The organism is Microbacterium songi, assembly GCF_042747925.1.
Lineage (GTDB): Bacteria > Actinomycetota > Actinomycetes > Actinomycetales > Microbacteriaceae > Microbacterium.
The window spans coordinates 52,193-70,029 of the sequence record NZ_JBHZIE010000007.1 but is presented as its reverse complement, the minus strand read 5'-3'; the positions used below and the strand labels follow the sequence as shown (position 1 = coordinate 70,029).

The 17,837-nt window shown below is 71.2% G+C and carries 20 protein-coding genes; 12 read left to right on the top strand and 8 right to left on the bottom strand.

Annotated features, from left to right (window positions below):
* Genes ACFM35_RS10210 through ACFM35_RS10195 form a run of 4 tightly spaced genes read left to right on the top strand, consistent with a single transcriptional unit; the run spans window position 1 to window position 2,964 of the window.
* Window positions 1-1,068 carry a putative FMN-dependent luciferase-like monooxygenase gene (locus ACFM35_RS10210; RefSeq protein ID WP_378841617.1) on the top strand — a complete coding sequence of 356 codons (1,068 nt, stop codon included), beginning with the start codon at window positions 1-3 and terminating at the stop codon, window positions 1,066-1,068.
* The gene (locus ACFM35_RS10205; RefSeq protein WP_378841616.1) at window positions 1,065-1,709 is read left to right on the top strand and encodes a CMD domain protein; all 645 of its coding nucleotides are present in this window, start codon (window positions 1,065-1,067) and stop codon (window positions 1,707-1,709) included. The genes ACFM35_RS10210 and ACFM35_RS10205 overlap by 4 nt, the downstream gene beginning before the upstream one ends.
* The gene (locus tag ACFM35_RS10200; RefSeq protein WP_378841615.1) at window positions 1,706-2,323 is read left to right on the top strand and encodes an alkylhydroperoxidase domain protein; all 618 of its coding nucleotides are present in this window, start codon (window positions 1,706-1,708) and stop codon (window positions 2,321-2,323) included. The genes ACFM35_RS10205 and ACFM35_RS10200 overlap by 4 nt, the downstream gene beginning before the upstream one ends.
* On the top strand, window positions 2,320-2,964 hold the full coding sequence (locus tag ACFM35_RS10195; protein WP_378841614.1) for a VOC family protein: 645 nt from the start codon (window positions 2,320-2,322) through the stop codon (window positions 2,962-2,964). The genes ACFM35_RS10200 and ACFM35_RS10195 overlap by 4 nt, the downstream gene beginning before the upstream one ends.
* On the opposite strand, the gene ACFM35_RS10190 is transcribed toward ACFM35_RS10195, so the two are convergent.
* On the bottom strand, window positions 2,954-3,655 hold the full coding sequence (locus ACFM35_RS10190) for an alpha/beta hydrolase (protein ID WP_378841612.1): 702 nt from the start codon (window positions 3,653-3,655) through the stop codon (window positions 2,954-2,956). The genes ACFM35_RS10195 and ACFM35_RS10190 overlap by 11 nt on opposite strands.
* Before the next feature lie 103 nt (window positions 3,656-3,758).
* Here ACFM35_RS10190 and ACFM35_RS10185 point away from each other — a divergent pair, with 103 nt between their 5' ends.
* The gene (locus ACFM35_RS10185) at window positions 3,759-4,427 is read left to right on the top strand and encodes an NUDIX hydrolase family protein (RefSeq protein ID WP_378841610.1); all 669 of its coding nucleotides are present in this window, start codon (window positions 3,759-3,761) and stop codon (window positions 4,425-4,427) included.
* 54 nt (window positions 4,428-4,481) lie between these two features.
* Here the strand turns inward: ACFM35_RS10185 and ACFM35_RS10180 are convergent, their stop codons facing one another.
* The 3 genes from ACFM35_RS10180 to ACFM35_RS10170 form a co-directional block, all read right to left on the bottom strand.
* Entirely contained in the window at window positions 4,482-5,552 is a 1,071-nt protein-coding gene (locus ACFM35_RS10180; protein WP_378841608.1) for a threonine aldolase family protein, read from the bottom strand.
* Between the two features lie 62 nt (window positions 5,553-5,614).
* Entirely contained in the window at window positions 5,615-6,337 is a 723-nt protein-coding gene (locus ACFM35_RS10175) for an SDR family oxidoreductase (protein WP_378841606.1), read from the bottom strand.
* Window positions 6,330-7,697 carry a DUF6421 family protein gene (locus ACFM35_RS10170; protein ID WP_378841728.1) on the bottom strand — a complete coding sequence of 456 codons (1,368 nt, stop codon included), beginning with the start codon at window positions 7,695-7,697 and terminating at the stop codon, window positions 6,330-6,332. The genes ACFM35_RS10175 and ACFM35_RS10170 overlap by 8 nt, the downstream gene beginning before the upstream one ends.
* Before the next feature lie 240 nt (window positions 7,698-7,937).
* Between ACFM35_RS10170 and ACFM35_RS10165 the strand changes: the two genes are divergently transcribed.
* The 6 genes from ACFM35_RS10165 to ACFM35_RS10140 all read left to right on the top strand — a co-directional run bounded on the left by ACFM35_RS10165 (window position 7,938) and on the right by ACFM35_RS10140 (window position 13,888).
* Entirely contained in the window at window positions 7,938-8,438 is a 501-nt protein-coding gene (locus ACFM35_RS10165) for an Lrp/AsnC family transcriptional regulator (RefSeq protein WP_378841604.1), read from the top strand.
* 68 nt (window positions 8,439-8,506) lie between these two features.
* Window positions 8,507-9,661 carry a sensor histidine kinase gene (locus tag ACFM35_RS10160; protein WP_378841602.1) on the top strand — a complete coding sequence of 385 codons (1,155 nt, stop codon included), beginning with the start codon at window positions 8,507-8,509 and terminating at the stop codon, window positions 9,659-9,661.
* Complete coding sequence (locus ACFM35_RS10155) at window positions 9,658-10,296, top strand: response regulator (RefSeq protein WP_378841600.1); 639 nt, start codon at window positions 9,658-9,660, stop codon at window positions 10,294-10,296. Before ACFM35_RS10160 ends, ACFM35_RS10155 begins: the two co-directional genes overlap by 4 nt.
* Window positions 10,297-10,348: 52 nt before the next feature.
* Complete coding sequence (locus ACFM35_RS10150) at window positions 10,349-11,551, top strand: glycoside hydrolase family 3 N-terminal domain-containing protein (protein ID WP_378841598.1); 1,203 nt, start codon at window positions 10,349-10,351, stop codon at window positions 11,549-11,551.
* Window positions 11,552-11,636: 85 nt separating this feature from the next.
* Window positions 11,637-12,404 carry an ABC transporter ATP-binding protein gene (locus ACFM35_RS10145; RefSeq protein ID WP_378841596.1) on the top strand — a complete coding sequence of 256 codons (768 nt, stop codon included), beginning with the start codon at window positions 11,637-11,639 and terminating at the stop codon, window positions 12,402-12,404.
* A gap of 47 nt (window positions 12,405-12,451) precedes the next feature.
* The gene (locus tag ACFM35_RS10140) at window positions 12,452-13,888 is read left to right on the top strand and encodes an ABC transporter permease (RefSeq protein WP_378841726.1); all 1,437 of its coding nucleotides are present in this window, start codon (window positions 12,452-12,454) and stop codon (window positions 13,886-13,888) included.
* Window positions 13,889-14,133: 245 nt separating this feature from the next.
* Here the strand turns inward: ACFM35_RS10140 and ACFM35_RS10135 are convergent, their stop codons facing one another.
* The gene (locus ACFM35_RS10135) at window positions 14,134-14,649 is read right to left on the bottom strand and encodes a hypothetical protein (protein WP_378841594.1); all 516 of its coding nucleotides are present in this window, start codon (window positions 14,647-14,649) and stop codon (window positions 14,134-14,136) included.
* A gap of 261 nt (window positions 14,650-14,910) precedes the next feature.
* On the opposite strand from ACFM35_RS10135, the gene ACFM35_RS10130 reads away from it, so the two are divergent.
* Window positions 14,911-15,579, top strand: a complete 669-nt coding sequence (locus tag ACFM35_RS10130; protein WP_378841592.1) for a 2-phosphosulfolactate phosphatase — start codon at window positions 14,911-14,913, stop codon at window positions 15,577-15,579.
* A 182-nt stretch (window positions 15,580-15,761) separates the two neighbouring features.
* Here ACFM35_RS10130 and ACFM35_RS10125 read toward each other — a convergent pair whose 3' ends face one another.
* The 3 genes from ACFM35_RS10125 to ACFM35_RS10115 form a co-directional block, all read right to left on the bottom strand.
* Window positions 15,762-16,250 (bottom strand): SprT-like domain-containing protein, encoded by a 489-nt coding sequence (locus ACFM35_RS10125; RefSeq protein ID WP_378841591.1) that lies wholly within the window; start codon window positions 16,248-16,250, stop codon window positions 15,762-15,764.
* A 34-nt stretch (window positions 16,251-16,284) separates the two neighbouring features.
* Window positions 16,285-16,812, bottom strand: a complete 528-nt coding sequence (locus ACFM35_RS10120; protein ID WP_378841589.1) for a hypothetical protein — start codon at window positions 16,810-16,812, stop codon at window positions 16,285-16,287.
* Window positions 16,813-16,932: 120 nt separating this feature from the next.
* Window positions 16,933-17,799: a spermidine synthase gene (locus ACFM35_RS10115; RefSeq protein ID WP_378841587.1), complete on the bottom strand. Its 867-nt coding sequence runs from the start codon at window positions 17,797-17,799 to the stop codon at window positions 16,933-16,935.
* Window positions 17,800-17,837 lie beyond the last annotated feature (38 nt).

Sequence of the window (17,837 nt, the reverse complement as noted above, 5' to 3'; positions counted from 1 at the left end):
ATGACCACATCGCCCCGTGTCGGGTTCTTCACCCGCGTGCTCGATCAGGCGTCGGCAGCCGATCGCTACCGATTCGCCATCGAGCAGATCGAGCAGGCGGAGCGTGTCGGCTTCGCATCGGCCTGGCTCGCGCAGCACCACTTCCACGAACAGGAGGGCGGTCTCCCCTCGCCGTTCGTGCTCCTGGCCGCAGCGGCCCAGCGCACATCCCGCATCGCGCTCGGCACCGCGGTGGTCACTCTTCCCCTTGACGACCCGCTGCGGGTGGCGGAGGACGCCACGGTGCTCGACGCCCTCAGCGGCGGACGCGTGCAGCTCGGGCTGGCGACCGGGGGCACCCCGTCCTCCTTCGACGCGTTCGGGCGCTCGTTCGACGATCGTCGTCAGGTGTTCACCGATCACTTCGAGGTGCTTCTGGACGCACTCGGCGGGCGCGGCATCCGCGGCACCGAGCACGCGATCTACCCCTACGCGACCGACCTCGACCGCCGCATCTGGCAGGCGACCTTCTCCGTCGAAGGCGGCGTCCGCGCGGCCGAGCGGGGCGACGGGCTGCTGCTGTCTCGAACGCAGCCGCGCCCCGACCGCAACCGCGACATCCCCCTCCACGACGTGCAGGTTCCGGTCGTCGAGGGATATCTCGCGCACCTGGCAGACGGCGTGCAGCCGCGGATCCTGGCGTCGCGCACCGCTCTCGTCGTCGACGAGGAGAACCGCGGAAAGGTCGTCGACCACGTCGGCGAGGCGCTGCACAAGCTCGCCGCCACCTTCGTCGGAGTCGAGCCCGGCGAGCTGTCGATCGACGAGCTCTTCCGGGTCACCGACACCCACGTCGGCACCGTCGATGAGGTGGTCGCCTCCCTCGGTGCCGACCGCACGATCGATCAGGTCACCGACGTGTCGTTCCAGGTGCACTCGATCGACGCCCCGCACGAGTGGACGCTGCGCTCCATCGAGTTGATCGCGACCGAAGTCGCGCCACGCCTCGGCTGGAGTGTCGGACCAGAAGCCGCCGAGGCGCTCCGGAACGCCCACCGCAGCCCCGCAGTCCTGGAGGGAACGCGATGACCACCCCCGCATCCACCACGACGGCCGTCGACATCATCGACCTGCTGAGCGGAGCAGCCGCGTCGAGCGACATCGCCTCCATCCGCGGTCATCGGCCGCAGGCGCGCGAGCAGGCGCAGCGCAGCTTCAGCGCGCTGTTCGAGCCCGCCGACCCCGGCACGTTCCCCGTGGCCGACCGTTACGCCGTCGCCGCCTACGTGTCAGGGCTGCACGGCTTCCCCGCCGCGTCGGCGTTCTACTCGGACCTGCTCGCCGACGAGGACGCGGAACTCAGCGCCCCCGTCGCGGCCCTGGTCCGGGCCACGGCCACCTCCGGACCCTTCGGCACGTATCGAGAAGAAGGACTGCAGGGCGAGAACACCTCGGGTACGGCGTTCGACGCCTCGGAGGACCGGGCCGGCGTTTTCGACACCCGCCTGCGAGCAGCGTTCGCCCATGCTCATCTGCTGGTCTTCCGTCCGCGCGAATCCAGCGGTGCCGCGCTCGCGGCGCTCGCCGACGCCGGATGGTCCGACGACGACATCGTCACCCTGTCGCAGCTCGTGGCCTTCCTGTCGTTCCAACTCCGCACCGCGTGGGGCCTGCGCGTACTGGCGGGCAGCGATCCCGCGCGCGACGAATCGAACGGAGAGCGCCGATGAGCGTCATCGACTACCCCGAGCTGCACCGTCCCGATCGGTTCACCCAGGAGGGCCTCGGCTGGGTCCCCTGGATCGAGCCGGTACCCGAAGAAGAGCTTTCGCCGCGCCAGCGTGCGGCTCTGATCGATGACTTCCGCATCAAAAGCCCTTACTTCCGTCTGCTCGTGCGCAACCCGGAGGCGCTCCAGGCGCGCACGCTGACCGATCTCGACATCTTCTTCAACACCGCCGACGGCGTCGGCCGAGCCGAGCGCGAGCTGGCCGCCGCCGCGACGTCGCGCGCGAACGGGTGCGTCTTCTGCGCTTCGGTGCACGCCGCAGCGGCCACCCGCGAATCCGGTCGCCGTGATGACGTCCAGCGTCTTCTCGACGAGGGCATCGGCGCGGATGTCGGCGACGACGTGTGGAACGCGGTCGTGGATGCCGCGGCGGCGCTGTCAGCGACGCCACCGCGCTTCGGCACCGCGCAAGTCGATCGACTGCGTGCCGCCGGACTCGACGATGCGGACATCGTCGACATCGTCAACAGCTCGGCGTTCTTCAGCTGGGCGAATCGTCTCATGCTGTCGCTCGGCGAGCCCGAGGTCCCCGCCCGGCGGGCGGGCACGAAGTGACGGTTCCCGCGCTGCTGGACCACGTCGTCATCGCCGGTCCCGACCTCGAGGTGCTCGTCGGCTGGTTCGCCGCGGCGACCGGGGTGACCGCCGCCGCCGGTGGGCGGCATCCCACGGGTACGGCGAACCATCTCGTCGCCCTCACGGTGGACGGTGCGCGCGTGCCGCATTACATCGAGCTGATCGCTCCGGACGCCGACTCCGACATCGTGCCGACGACCTTCGGCATCGTCGATCTGCCCGGGCCCCGGATCGTGACCTACGCGGTGCATCCCGATGACATCGGGGCTGTGGCCGAGCGCGCCCGCGCCGCCGGCTACGACCCCGGCCCGGTGACGCCTCTCTCTCGCCGCACCCCCGACGGCTCGCTGCTGGAGTGGACGCTCGTGCGGGCGGCCGACCCGATTCCCGGGGTGCCCTTCCTCATCGACTGGGGGACGACACCCCAGCCCGGGCTGGGCGATCTGCCGACGATCGAGCTCGTCTCCTTCACCCGCATCGAGGAGGATCCCGAACGGGTGATCCGGCTGAACGCGACGCTGGGTCTCGGCGATGGCGCGACGGCAGAGGTCGTGCAGGGGGCGCCGTCTCGGTTCGAGCTGGTGCTGCGGACGGCGGACGGCACGCTCGTCACCCTGTGACGTCTCCCTGCACCTTCTCGAGGAACACGCGCACGTCGGCGAGTTCCTGCTCCGAGACGCTGTGGGTGAGCCCCGGATAGACCCGGCCGCTGAGATCGGCGTGCCCCGGCAGCCATTGGACGGTGTGCTCGACGAGGAATTCCGGAATCACCTCGTCGCGGGTCCCGCGGCCCCAGAACACCGGCGGCTTGCGCGTGGCGAGCTGAGCGTCGCCCGCCAGCAGGCCGGGGCTGGCGTAGCCACTCAGGTTGATGACGAACGCGAAGCGTTCTGGCGCGAGCCGCAGCGCCTGGATCGCGACGGCGGCGCCCTGCGAGAAGCCGAGCATGCCGACACTCTCCGCCCCGATCGCGGCACGATCCACCCACGCGAGGACGGCGGATGCGGCATCCGTGACGGCGTCCGGATCCCGGCCGTCGAGGGCCGTCCGGGGCTCCGCCCCGGACTCTCCGTTCTCTGCCGCGCCGCCGATCGGGTACCACGAGTACCCCGGCGACGGCCATGGCGGCGCGAGCGGGGCGCGCACGGCGGCCAGGACGAACTCGGGGGGAAGATGGGGTGCCAGCCCGAACAGGTCGTGTTCGTCGGCGCCGTATCCGTGCAGCAGGACGAGCAACGGCCGCCCGGCGCGCTCGGCGTCGGGCACCGACCAGAGCACGGCGGCGTCGTCGAGGTCGGGGAGTTCGTCCATGTCCCCATCCTGACAGGGGCCGCCGACCTCCGTCAGGGCCGGTGCGGTTCATCGCGACGGTCTGTCGATCGGCGGGGGAGCGACCGTGAGGTATACAAGAGGCATGGCCGTGCGCACCCCAGACCCCGACCCGAACGAGCGCGACGACGACAATTCGTCCCGGGACCAACGTCGCGGGGATGGCTCGTCCGGCTTCACCGGGGGGCACCCCCTGGGCGACGGGAGGTTCGGCTCCGCGGCCGCCGACAACGTGGCCAACCCCGGTTGGCTGTCGGATGTCGAGCTCGCCGAGGCCCGGCGCCGGATGCCGATGCTCTACGTCGAGGCCATTCCCGTGCGCACCGATGGGATGGGCGCCGTCACCGATGTGGGGATCCTGCTGCGCGCGACGCCGCTCGGCGAGATCACGCGCACGATCGTGAGTGGTCGGGTGCGATACGGCGAGACGGTGCGCGACGCCCTGTTCCGCCACCTCGAGAACGATCTCGGACCGATGGCGTTCCCGCTCCTGCCGCCCTCGCCCGTGCCGTTCACGGTGGCCGAGTACTTCCCGATCCCCGGGGTGAGCGCCTTCCACGACGATCGCCAGCACGCGGTCTCCCTGGCCTTCGTCGTCCCTGTCACCGGCACGTGCGAGCCCCGCCAGGACGCTCTCGAGGTGACGTGGATGCCGCCGCAGGAAGCGGCATCCGACTCCCTCGCCGCCGAGATGGAGGGCGGCCGCGGGTCGCTCATCCGCCTCGCTCTGGCGAGCGTCGGCGCCCTGCGCTGACGGCCTCTGCGCCGGTCGTCGTCGAACGCACGGCTTTCCGTCGGACGCACGACCTCAGCCGCGGGACGTCTCCCGCGCGATCGCGGCGACGAACGCGTCCACGTCGTCCTCCTGTGTGTCGAACGAGCACATCCAGCGCACTTCGTTCCTCGCGGCATCCCAGTCGTAGAAGCGGAAGCTCTGCCGCAGCGCATCGGCGACCCCGTCGGGCAGGGTCGCGAACACGCCGTTCGCCTGTGTCGGGTGGGTGAACGCGACGCCGGTGATCGAACCGTCGTCGATGCCCGCCTCGACCCCGGCGCGCAGGCGCTGGGCCATGGCGTTGGAGTGGGTCGCGTTCTGCAGCCACAGGTCGCCCTCCAGCAGTGCGATCAGCTGCGCCGAGACGAACCGCATCTTCGAGGCCAGCTGCATATTGAGTTTGCGCAGGAAGGTGAGCCCCGTGGAGGCCTCGGGGTCGAGTACGACCACGGCCTCGCCGAGCATCGCGCCGTTCTTGGTTCCGCCGAAGCTCAGCACGTCGACGCCGACGTCGCGCGTGAAGGCCCGCAGGGGGAGGCCGAGCGCGGCCGCGGCATTGGAGATGCGCGCGCCGTCGAGGTGCACGCGCATGCCGAGCGAGTGCGCATGATCGGTGATCGCCCGGATCTCCTCCGCCGTGTACACGGTGCCGAGCTCCGTCGATTGGGTGATCGAGACCACCAGCGGCTGCGCCCGATGCTCGTCGCCCCATCCCCACGCCTCGCGGTCGATCAGGTCGGGGGTGAGCTTGCCGTCGTCCGTGGGGACGGTCAGCAGCTTGATGCCCGCCACCCGCTCCGGCGCGCCGCCCTCGTCGACGTTGATGTGGGCGGTGGCGGCGGCCACGACCGCCCCCCATCGCGGCAGCATCGACTGCAGACCGATGACGTTCGCACCCGTGCCGTTGAACACGGGGAATGCCTCGACGCCGTCGCCGAAGTGGCCGGCGAACACCTCTTGCAGCCGCGCCGTGTAGACGTCGTCGCCGTACGCGGTCTGGTGGCCGCCGGTGGCGGCGCCGATGGCGGCGAGGACGTCGGGGTGGATGCCGGAGTAGTTGTCCGAGGCGAAGCCGCGGACGGTCTGGTCATGAAGCGTGGTCACGGGGGTCCAATCTAGTTGCGGGTCGCGGCGTCCGGCGCCTGGGGTAGGGCGGGACCGCCGCGTCAGGCGGGGTGCAGCTCGACGACGGAGTCGTTCACGTCCCCCGCAGGTGTGTCCCACAGACCGACGAACGCGGCGCCGAGAACTCCTTCGAGCCCTGCAAGTGCCTTCACCCGGAAGATGACGGATGCTGCAGCCAGCGGCCGTCCGCCGTCACGGGCGGTCTTCGCGAACCCCTGCGCGACGGCGTGCGTCCATGCTTCACTCGCCGCCTTGACGGCCGCGTAGTTCGCTCCGCCCGCGAGGGGACGCGCGACGGCGGTCGAGGAGACGATCGCCTGGCGTGCGGCATCCGATGCCTTCAGGTCATCGTCGAACGCGCGCGACACGTGTCGGAGCGCTGTGAGCGAGCCTTCGAGGAAGCGGAAGTCGTCGTCGCTCTGCCCGGCGAGCCCCCCGCCCCCGCGCCACCCGCCGACGAGGTGGAGCACCCCGTCGACCCGTCCGTGGGCGGCGCGGATACGCTGCGCCAGCGCCGACACCTCCGACTCGCTGCCCAGGTCGCACACCTCGGTGGTCAGCCGTTCGTCGCCGACCGATGCACGCAGACGGTCGAGCTTGCCTGCATCGCGGCCGGCGGCGATGACGCGGGCGTCCGCGGCGACGAGGGAGGCCGCGGAGGCGAGCCCTGCCGCGCTCGTCGCGCCGGCGATGAGCACGAGACGGCCCGCAGCTCCGCCACCGGCCGCAGACCCGACGGAGCGAGCCGCACCGTCCTCAGACATCGCCGGCCCGGATCCCCTCGGTCGATGCGATGACGGGCCGCATCTTCTTCTCCAGGGCCTCGAAGAACATCGACAGCGGGAACTCGTCGTCGAGCACGGCGTTCGTGTAGCCCGAGACGGGTCCGGCGAGCACGTCGTCGGGCAGCCCGCGTGCCCAGTGCGATGCGGGGTGGGGCGTGAGCGTCGTGCGCACGAGGTCGTAGGCGGCCAGCCAGTGCGCTGCCTTCGGGCGGTCGATCGAGCGCCAGTAGAGCTCGTCGATCGCGTCGCCGAGCGCGATGACCGCCGCCGGGACACCGTCCCAGTCGAAGGTCAGTGCCGTGTCGGTCCAGTGCAGCACGCCGCGCTGGTGCAGCCAGGCGAAGAGCAGCTGACCGCCGAGCCCGTCGTAGTTGCGCACGCGCGAGCCCGTGATCGAGAAGCGGAAGATGCGGTCGAAGATGACCGCGTACTGAACCAGCCGCGCGTGCTCGAGCATCTGCGTCTCGGTGGTCGAGAGCTCATCGCATTCTTCGGCCCAGGCGGTGAGACGCTGCTGGATCGCGACCGACTCGCGGAAGGCGGTGAGGTCGCAGCGCAGTTCCTCGAGCGAATACAGGAAGTACGGCATCCGCTGCTTGATCATGAAGGGGTCGAACGGCAGGTCGCCGCGCATGTGGGTGCGGTCGTGGATGATGTCCCACATCACGAACGTCTGCTCGGTCAATTCCTGGTCGTCGAGCATGCGCGCGGCCTCCGCCGGCAGCTCGAGTTTGGTGATGTCGGCCGCGGCGCGGACGACACGGCGGTAGCGGGCCGCTTCGCGGTCCTGGAAGATCGCCCCCCAGGTGAACGTCGGGATCTCGCGCATCGCGACCGTCTCGGGGAACAGCACCGCCGAATTGGTGTCGTATCCGGGGGTGAAGTCGATGAGCTTGAGCGACAGGAACAGCTTGTTGCCGTAGTCGCCCGCTTCGAGCTGAGCGATGAACTTCGGCCAGATCGCTTCGACGATGAGGGCCTCGACGAAGCGGTTCGCGGAGCCGTTCTGCGTGTACATCGGGAAGATCACCAGGTGACGGATGCCGTCGATCCGGTGCTTCTGCGGCTGGAAGGCGATCAGCGAATCGTAGAAGTCGGGGATGCCGAAGCCGGCGCCCGCCCACCGGCGGAAGTCCTCACCGGAGGCCGACAGGTACATCGCGTCGTGCGGGAACAGGGGCGCGAGCTCGTCGATGGCGCGGACGATGACATCGACGTGCGCCTGCGCGGTCGGATGAGCGGCCGTGTCGGGCACCGATCCGTCCTTCGCCTGCAGGCCCTGCAGGGCGATCGCCGCCTCCTTGAGTGCGATCCAGGCCGCCGAGCGCTCGACGTCCATCACGGTCGCCGTCGCCTCGGAGGTGTCGACGACGGTCTGCGTGGTCTGCTCGCTGGTCGGGGGGAAGGGCACGGCAACCTCCGATCGAGGGCACCGGGGCCGATCGGGCCGGGCGGTGCGGGGGTCCGACGCTGCGACGAGTCATCGCGCGTTCACGGACACTCTAGGAAGAATGCCCGTACTTTGCTGGATCACCGGAAATATTCCTGTCGTGGGGCCTCCGGGCGATAGCATCTGGTCATGACCCTCTCCCGTGAGCAGGCCCGCGTTCGGGGCGCACACCCGCTCGACGCGACCGACCTGTCGATCCTCGAGCAGATCTCCGCCGACGGCCGGGCGACGCTCGCACACCTGTCCGATGGCGTCGGCCTCTCGGTATCCGCCGTGCAGGCACGCCTCCGTCGCCTCGAGACCCGCGGTGTGATCACCGGCTATCGTCCGGTGCTCGACCCGGAAGCGCTCGGCAAGCCGCTGTCGGCGTTCATCGAGATCACGCCTCTCGATCCCGGCCAGCCCGACGACGCACCGGACCGGCTCGCGCACCTCGACGCCATCGAGGCATGCCACTCGATCGCCGGCGACGCGAGCTACATGCTGTTCGCCCGGGTGGGTTCGCCGCGCGCACTCGAAACACTGATCCGCGACATCCGTTCCAGCGCGGCCGTGAACACGCGCACCACGATCGTGCTGCAGACCTTCTACGAGAACCGTCCGATCGTGCCGGCGCGCTCGTCCGCCTGACCGGGCGCCCGCCGCGGATACATCTCCAGACGGATGCCTCGGCGGGGGCGCTCGCGTAGCGTGAGAGCGTGTTCCGCCCCCTCACCCGCACCCAGCTCGTCCTGGACGCGGTCGCGGCGATCGTCTTCTTCCTCGCGTTCGGATTCCTGGTGTTCCACTCCGCGGACCAGCCCGCCGGGTACGCCGGCGGGATCGTGGTCTCGCTCCTCATGTCGGGAGCACTGGCCGTGCGCCGGCTCTCGCCGCCGCTCGCCCTGACGATCGCGTGGGTCGGTGCGATCCTGCAGATGAGCCTCGGATTGAACCCCCAGCCGAGCAACATCGCGATCTTCGCCGTCCTCTACGTCACGGCGGCATATGGCAGCCGACTGGTGTTCTGGGTCGGTTTCGCCTCGGCCCTCGTCGGTGCGCTCGTGATCTCGCTGTACATCTTCCTGGGGACGACCTTCACCGGCGTCGGCATCACGCCGTCCACGATCACCCTGGCGGCCGTCACCTACATCGCCGCGACCTTCGCCCTGCTCCTGTCCTGGACCGTCGGTGCGCTCGTGCGCACGACGCGGGGGGCGCGTGTGACGCGCGCGGCGCAGCAGCGCGCCGAGGCTGAGGCGATCGCCGAACAGCAGCGGGTCGCGATCGCGCGGGACATGCACGACGTCGTGGCGCACTCCCTCGCGGTCGTGATCGCCCAGGCGGACGGTGCGCGCTACGCCGCGGCATCCGATCCCGATGCGGCCCCCGCGGCGCTGGCGACCATCTCGTCCACGGCGCGAGCCGCGCTCGCCGATGTTCGGACGCTGCTCGCCCAACTGCGGCACATCCAGAGCGATGGGCCGCAGCCGATGCTGGCCGATCTCGAGGGGCTGTACGCGCGGGTGCGGTCCGCCGGGGTGCCGCTCGAGGTCGACGTCGACCCGGCCCCGCCGGGCGAGCCGCCGGCCGCTGTCCAGCTGGCGGTCTACCGGATCCTTCAGGAGGCGCTGACGAACGCGCTGCGCCACGGGGACGGTCGCGCCGTGCGCATCGCGCTGGCCTGGCACGCCGATCGTGTCGATCTGCGCGTGCGCAACGGTGTTCCCGCCGGCACGACCCCCGGACGCAGCGGGCACGGCATGATCGGCATGACCGAGCGCGCGAATCTCGTGGGCGGTCGGCTTCAGGCCAGGGGCACCGGTGACGATTTCCTCGTGCACGCGACCCTGCCGATCGGAGGGCCGACGTGATCCGCGTCGTCCTCGTCGACGACCAGGCGCTGTTCCGCGCCGGCATCAGGATGATGGTCGAGTCGCAGTCCGACCTCGTCGTCGTCGGGGAGGCGGCCGACGGCGCTCAGGCCATCGAGGTCGTGCGCAGGACGGCGCCCGACGTCGTGCTGATGGACATCCGCATGCCTGTCCTCGACGGGCTCGCGGCGACCGCCGAGCTGCTGAAGGACGACCACCCGCCCCGCGTGGTCATGCTCACGACGTTCGATCTCGATGAGGCGGCGGCACGGGCGATCCGCCAGGGGGCGAGCGGATTCCTGCTCAAGGATGCCGACCCCGAGTTCCTTCTCGCGGCGATCCGCACGGTGCATGCGGGCTCGGCCGTGATCGCGGCATCCGCCACCCGCGACCTGTTCGCGCACTTCTCGGATGCCGCGCCCCGCCCGGTACCGCCCGCTTTCGCCACACTCACCGAGCGTGAGCGCGAGATCTTCGCGCTGGCCGCACGCGGGCTGTCCAACGCCGAGATCGCCGGGCGGGAGTTCCTCTCCGAGGCGACGGTCAAGACGCACATCAGCCGCATCCTGGGAAAGCTCGCACTGCGCGATCGTGTGCAGCTGGTGGTGTTCGCCTTCGAGCACGGGCTCGCCTGATCGCCCGCCGGCTCGGGCCGACGTCGAGACGACCGCGATTAGGCTCGCTCGTGTGACTTTCCGCCGCACCGTTCTGGGGATCGCGGCGACCATCGGTGCTCTCGTGCTGGCGGGGTGCGCACCGCAGAGCGTGCGAGATGCGAGCGCGTCGCCCAGCGACTCCCGCACGATGTCCCCGACCGCGACTCCGTCTCCGACGCCGACGCTCTCCTGCGCGGCGCGCATCGTCGACGGCCTCACCCCGGACGAGCAGGCGGGACAGCTCATCATCGTGGGACTCGGCGATAACGAAGACCCCACATTGTTGGACGACGCGATCACCCGGTACCACCTCGCCGGAGTCGTCCTCCTGGGCGGGTGGGACGGCGGGATGAGCGTCGCTCGGACCGCCTCGACGCACCTGCAGTCGTTGGCGGGTCCCGCGACCGGCGGGCTCGGCCTCCTGATCGCCGCCGACCAGGAGGGCGGTGACGTGCAGCAGCTGCGCGGCGAGGGCTTCACCGCCATCCCCTCCGCCGTGCAGCAGGGCGCGCTCGACCCCGCCACGTTGGCGGCGCAGGCGACCGTGTGGGCCGCCGAGCTCCGCGCCGCCGGGATCAACCTCAACCTCGCCCCCGTGGCCGACACCGTTCCGGCCGACCTGGGGCGCGGCAATCCTCCGATCGGCGGACTGAACCGGCAGTTCTCGAGTGACCCCACGGCCGTGGCATCCCATGTCGTCGCCGTCGTCGACGCGATGGCCGCTGCGGGGGTCGGCACCACGATCAAGCATTTTCCCGGACTCGGGCGCGTGACCGGGAACACCGACTTCACGGCGAGCGGGACGGCCGACGACGTCACGACCTCGACCGACGCGTACCTCCAGCCGTTCGCGGCGGGCATCGCCGCCGGGGTCCCGGCGGTCATGATCAGCAGTGCGATCTACACGCAGATCGATCCCACCACCGAAGCGGTGTTCTCGGCCGCCGTGATCACGTCGCTCCTGCGCGGCCAGGTCGGCTTCGACGGCGTGGTGATCAGCGACGACATCGGCGTCGCGGCATCCGTCGCCTCGACACCCGTCACCGACCGGGCCACCGCTTTCGTCGGAGCGGGGGGCGATCTCGCGCTCACCGCCGATCCGGCGGCCGTCGGGCCGTTCCACGACTCGCTCGTGGCGGCGATGGCAGATCCCGCCTTCGCGGCGAAGGTGACGGACGCGGCGACCCGCGTGGTGCAGCTCAAGGTGGATCTCGGTCTCGCGACCTGCGGGTGAGCAGCGGCAACGTCATCCCTGCGATGTAGGCGGATGACCCTGACGGCGGACGCGCGGCAGTGGGCCGTCTTCGTAGCGTCGAGTCATGCAGATCACATCCAGCGACCTCGGGCTCGCCGCCCACGTCCAGCACCTCACGAAGACCTACGGCAGCGCCGGCACGGCGGCGGGCGCCGTGCGCGCCCTCGACGACGTCTCGGTCGGCATCCGCCGGGGCGAGTTCACCGCGATCATGGGACCGTCCGGGTCGGGGAAGTCCACGCTCATGCACATCATGGCGGGGCTCGATGCGCCGAGCTCGGGCCGCGCATGGATCGGCGACACCGACATCACCGGGCTCAGCGACCTCGAGCTGACGGTCCTTCGTCGCAGACGGGTCGGGTTCGTCTTCCAGGCGTTCAACCTGGTTCCGACACTCGATGTCCGTGAGAACATCAGCCTTCCGTTCGACCTCGACGGGCGGCGACCGAGCGCGATCGAACGCGCGCGCATCGATGGTCTCGTCGAGTCGCTCGGGCTCGCCGACCGCCTGCGTCATCGACCGCACGAGCTCAGCGGCGGCCAGCAGCAGCGCGTGGCGATCGCCCGCGCGCTCGCGACGGCGCCCGATCTCGTGTTCGCCGACGAGCCGACCGGCAACCTCGATTCGCGGTCCGGCCGCGAGGTCCTCGCACTCCTCGCGGCGGCCAGTCGCGACGGCCAGTCGATCGCGATGGTCACGCACGACCCGATCGCGGCGAGCCACGCCGACCGCGTGCTGTTCCTCGGCGATGGGCGCATCGTCGCCGACAAGCCGCGACAGAGCGCCGCCGAGATCTCCGCGTACATGCTGCAGAGCGAGGTCGCGGCATGAGCGCGGCGACATCCGCCGGCCCGGGTGCGCGCACCGTATCGACGCGGATGCCCCGCCCCGCGGCATCCGCACGAATGGGGTGGTTGCGGGAGCGGGGGATGGGGGCGAGCGTCATCGTCTCGGGGATCTCGAGCGCGTTCGGAGTGGTGCTGATCAGCACGACCGGATGGATCGGAGCCGTGATGCGCGCCGATCCGTACGTGGGCGACAGCGGGACCCTCGCCCTGGTGCTGAGCATCCTGTCGTTCCTGTTCGTCGCGGTCTCCGTGTACGTCGGCGCCATCGTGACGGCGAACACCTTCGCGACCGTCGTGGCCGGGCGCACGCGCCGCATCGCACTGCTGCGTCTGATCGGGGCCTCGGCCGCGTCGCAGCGCAGGGAGGTCGCACGCCAGGGACTCATCGTCGGCACCATCGGGGCGATGATCGGTCTGGTGCTGGGCACGGCGGTCGCGGCGGCGTTCATCGGCTGGGGCGGGCCGGCGCTCGGGGCGCCCGCAGTGGCGTACGAGCTCGTGCGCGGAGACCTGCTCGTGCCGGCCGCCGTGGTCGCCCTCACGACGTGGGGGGCCGCGTGGGTCGGATCCCGTCGCGTCCTCACGGTCACTCCGCTGCAGGCGCTCGGCGAATCGGTCGAGTCGTCCTCGGCGGAGCTGGTGCGTCGAACGGGCCGCAACCTGATCGCGATCGCGCTGTTCGTCGCGGGCGCGGGCCTGCTGGCCGTCGGGATCGTGGTGGGCCTCACGTCGCCCACCGGCGTACTGGTCTCCTTCGCGGGCGGTGTCCTGTCGTTCACCGGCCTCATCCTCGGCTCGACGATGCTGATGCCGCCGGTGCTGAGTGCGGTCGGCCGCCTGCTGGGTCGTTCGGCGCCCGCCCGCCTCGCCGCGGCAAATGCGCGCCGCAGCCCCGAGCGGTCGTCCCGCATGACGATGGGACTGGTCATCGGAGTCACCCTGATCACGATGTTCGCCGTGGCGCTCGAGTCGACGAAGTCGGTGATCGCGGCCTCGGCCGGCGGGGAGCTCCCCGCCGAGATGGAGACCGTGATGAACACGTTCACGGGCATCGTGACCGCTCTGATCGGCGTGAGTGCCGTGATCGCCGCCGTCGGGCTGGTCAACCTCCTCACGCTGAGCATCCTGCAGCGCCGCCGCGAGCTCGGTCTGCTGCGCGCGCTCGGCCTGGCGTCGGGTCAGGTGCGCGGAATGGTGCTGCGCGAGGCCGCCCACTTGACGGCGGCCGCCGTGGTGACGGGCCTCGTGCTCGGCACGGTCTACGGGTGGGCGGGGGCGCAGTCCCTGCTCGGCTCGGTGAAGCTGAGCCCGGATGCCTCGCCCGCCGGCACGCTCGTCGCTCCGTCGATCCCGGGGTGGACGATCCTCGGCATCGTCGTGGCAGCCGCGGTGCTGACCCTGATCGCCGCCGTCGTCCCGACCCGCCTGGCCACCAGGGTCACCCCGGTGGCGGCGCTGGCCGAGTAGCCCGGGGCGCGGGCGCCCCGGCGCCCGCGCTCGCCTGCCCCCCACCCGGGCCCCGGCCAAGGCCTCGCGAACGGTCGCGACATGCCGTGTCCTACGTCGGGGTATCGGCGGCAACGGCGTGTCGCGACCGTTCGCGCCGCACCGCACCGCCAAGCGTCCGGCCGTGCCGCCCTGGAAACACTGGGCCGCGCCGCCGCGCCGGGCAGCACCCGGCCGGGCAGCACCGGGCCAGCAGCTGGGGGCCCTCAGTCGTCGGCGATCGAGACGTCGGACTCGGGGTCGTACGCCCACGTCGGGGCGAGCGCCTTCACGCGCGCTTCGCGCCACTGCCAGACCGCCCAGAGCACGGGCCAGAGGACCGGCGCGGTCGCCCCGCCGATCGTGAGACGGTCGCGCCACAGCGTCTTGCTCGGATCGCCCGGCGCCGGCGAGATCGCCATCTGGTGGTCCCAGACGTCGAGGGTCCCGAGCGCGCCGGTCAGAGGCATCCCGCTGTCGCGGAAGATGCGCACGTCACCGCGGGAATCGCGGGTGAAGCGGTCGCTGGCGTGGATGAGCTGGCGGCCCATCGGCACTCCGGCGAAGGACATCTCCACGGGAACGTCGGTTCCCGGAGTGAACGACGAAGGCAGGCCCTTCGGGTCGAGCGCCGCCAGCTCGAGGAACGGACCGTACAGTTCGCCGACGGCGCTCGGGGAATGCAGAGCGCGCCACGCCGCATCCGCATCGCAGTCGATCACGAATTTCAAAAGGATGCGCATGACTCCAGTCTCGCATCGGCATCGCAGGCGGGCCGCGCAGGCGCTCCCCGTCTGACCCGGCAGACCCGATCCGCCAGGATCCACCGCCCCGTGCCCACCCGTTGAACGCACGGCCCGCCGCCGAGTGGACGACGTCGGTGCGCCGTGAACCCGTGCGTTCGGCGCGACCTCGTGCGCTCGCCGGTACCCCGGCACCCGCCCGGCACCGCCCCGCACCCGGCCCCGACGGCGGGGCATTCGGCGACGTCTTAGGCTCGAAGGATGTCCGAACGGCCCCCGCAGACAGCCATCGCCTTCGACCAGCACGCCTACCAGGTGCGCTTCGAGTGGGGCGTCGACGGGCTGCGCCGGCTGGCGGCATCCGATGTCATCGTGGTCGTCGATGTGCTCCGATTCTCGACGTCGGTGACGGATGCCGCGGCCCGAGGCGCCTCGGTCGCCCTCTCCGACGCTCGCGCGACGTCGATCAACGGTGCGGCCGTCGCCGCCGCGGCGGCCGAGCGGGGCGGACCATCGGCCCTCGTCCTCGCCGGGTGCGTGCGGAACGCGTCCGCGGTCGCCCGCGCCATCCTCGACGAGCAGGTGCGTCGCGGAGCGCGCACGAGCGTCGCCGTCGTCGCGGCGGGCGAGCTCGTCTCGCGGGAACCGTCCGCCCCCGTGCGCTTCGCGATCGAGGATCAGCTCGGTGCCGGCGCGATCATCGACGCGCTCGCCGTGCGGGGCATCGACCACAGCTCGCCCGAGGCCGCGATCGCGGGGGAGTCCTTTCGTGCGCTCCGTCGGGCGGCTCGGCACCTCGTGAGCGCGAGCGGCTCCGGCCGCGAACTCGCAGCGGCCGGCCACGGTGAAGATGTGTCCCGCGCCGCACAGGTCGACGCCGACACCGCGGTGGCGGTGCTTCGCGGCGGGGTGTTCGAGCCTCTGGTCTGAGCGCGCGACCGCGAGCCGAGGCGGCCGACCGCGACCCGGCCCGATCCCCGCCGGCCCGGCCCCGCCGACCCGGCCCGATCCTCGCCGGCCTGCCCCGCCGAACTGCCCCGCCCGGCCGAACTGCCCCGCCCGGCCGAACTGCCCCGCCCGGCCGAACTGCCCCGCCCGGCCGGACGGCCCCGTCAGCGGGGCGTCATCGCCGCCAGTCGGGTCGCCGTCGAGATGTCGCGGCGACTCCACGCGAAGAGGAACCGGTCGTCGAATCTCGGCGCGCACTTCACGCACGACGTCGGTCGGTTCGGTCGGCGGTGCCGGTAGGCGACGTGGCCGGCCGGACACGTGCCGACCCACGGAGCCAGCTCGACGGCGGTCTCACCGTGGTGGGTGACACCGCCGACGTAGCCGAGGTCGCGGGCGATCGCCTTCCACGTCGGGCCGTGTGCCGCGGGGGCGCCGGCCAGGGCGTGGGCGACCTCGTGCAGCAGCGTCTGGTGGTTCGTGTCGTCGTCGTAACGTGCCGTGAGGTACCGAGAGACACTGATGCGCTTTCGGGTGTAGTCGCACTGCCCGGCGCGGCGCTTCGCGTTGTCGAACGCGAACGACCACGACGAGTCCAGGTGCTGGGCGATCAGCGCCTCGGCCCAGTGGCGCACACGATGCAGTTCCGACATGTCACAAGGCTAGAACGTACCTACGACACTCGGGTCAGCTGGCGACGGATGTACGGGTGCGGCGTCGGTCCGCCGCGTCGACGGCCATCAGCGTCGACTCGAGCTGCGCATCCGTGGCACCCGACTCCTGGCGCAGGAACAGTGTGCGCTTGAAGTCCGCACGGGCAGCCTCGAAGTCGCCGGCGTCGAAGAACATCTTCCCGCGCTGCTGATACGCGAACGCGGCGATGCCCGACCAGTTCTGGCCTTCCGCCTCGTCGGCGCACATCGTCAGCTCCTGCTCGGCGGCCGCGTACGCGCCGCGGAAATGCTGTACGGAGGCGTGCAGGATGCGGGCGCGGAGAAGATCCTTGCGCGTGCCCGCCATGCGGGCCACCCGCACCGACTGCTCGGAGATCACCAGGGAGTCTTCGAGACGGCCGAGCACCTTGAGCAGCCAGACGCGCTCGAGCAGGGCAGGCAGACTCCGCTGCTCGCCGATCTCCTCGAGGCGTGCTGCGCACTCCCGCTCGTCGACGATCTCCCGCAGGGTGTCCTGGTCGTACCCGTGGATAAAGCTCACCGTCGATTCCCTTCGCGCGTGGATGAACGCCGGTCCAGTCTGCCCCGGAAGACCGGACGATCCTCGAGGGCACGCCGGGCGCGGCATCCGCTCTGCACGTTCTTCGGCGTGTCGTCCCGATCAGCGTTCGAACAGGGATGCCGCGGGCTTCGGTGACGGCGTCGCGTCGGCGTCCGTCACCGGCAGCGCGCCGCGCGTGAACTCGCGCACCTCGGCGCCCTGCGCGACTTTCGCCGGATGCGGCCCCGCCGCCATGAGCCGCGGCAGCCACTGCGTCGGGAGGGCAGCAGCGGATGCCGCGACCACGAGGTTCCCGAACCGACGGCCCTTCAGCACCTGGACCTCGGCCAGCACGACGACGTGCGGAAGCACCGCCTGGACGGTCGCGACCTGACGACGAGCGAACGCGAGTCCGGCGCCGTCCGCGACGTTCACGAGCAGCACTCCCTCGGGAACGAGCAGGTCGGCCGCCGCCCGGTAGAACTCGATCGACGTCAGATGGGCGGGGGTCTGCGAGCCGGAGTACACGTCCGACACGAGCAGGTCGACGGCGCCGGTGAGGGCGTCGGGAAGGCGGCCGACGCCGGCGCGGGCATCTCCGATACGCGTGCGGATGGCCGCCCCGCGGGGGAGGGGCAGCTGCGCCTTGACGAGGTCGACGAGCGCCTGTTCCAGTTCGATGACCTGCTGCCGCGAACCCGGCCTGGTCGCCTCGATGTAGCGGGGGATCGTCAGGGCGCCGGCGCCGAGGTGCACGGCGGTCAGGGGTTGGCCGGGAAGCCGCAGCTGGTCGATGACCGCGCCCATCCGGGCGACGTATTCGAAGTGCAGATGCGTGGGGTCGTCGAGGTCGACGTGCGATTGCGGAGTCCCGTCGACGTCGAGTTCGAACCCCGTGGTGAATCCCGACGGCACGATGCGCGCGATCGTCCCGTCGCTCAGACGCGTCTGGGGGTGTTCGCTCTCGATGACGCGGGCTCTGGCCATGGCTCCACGGTAGACGTCACGCGCCACCGAGAGGTCCC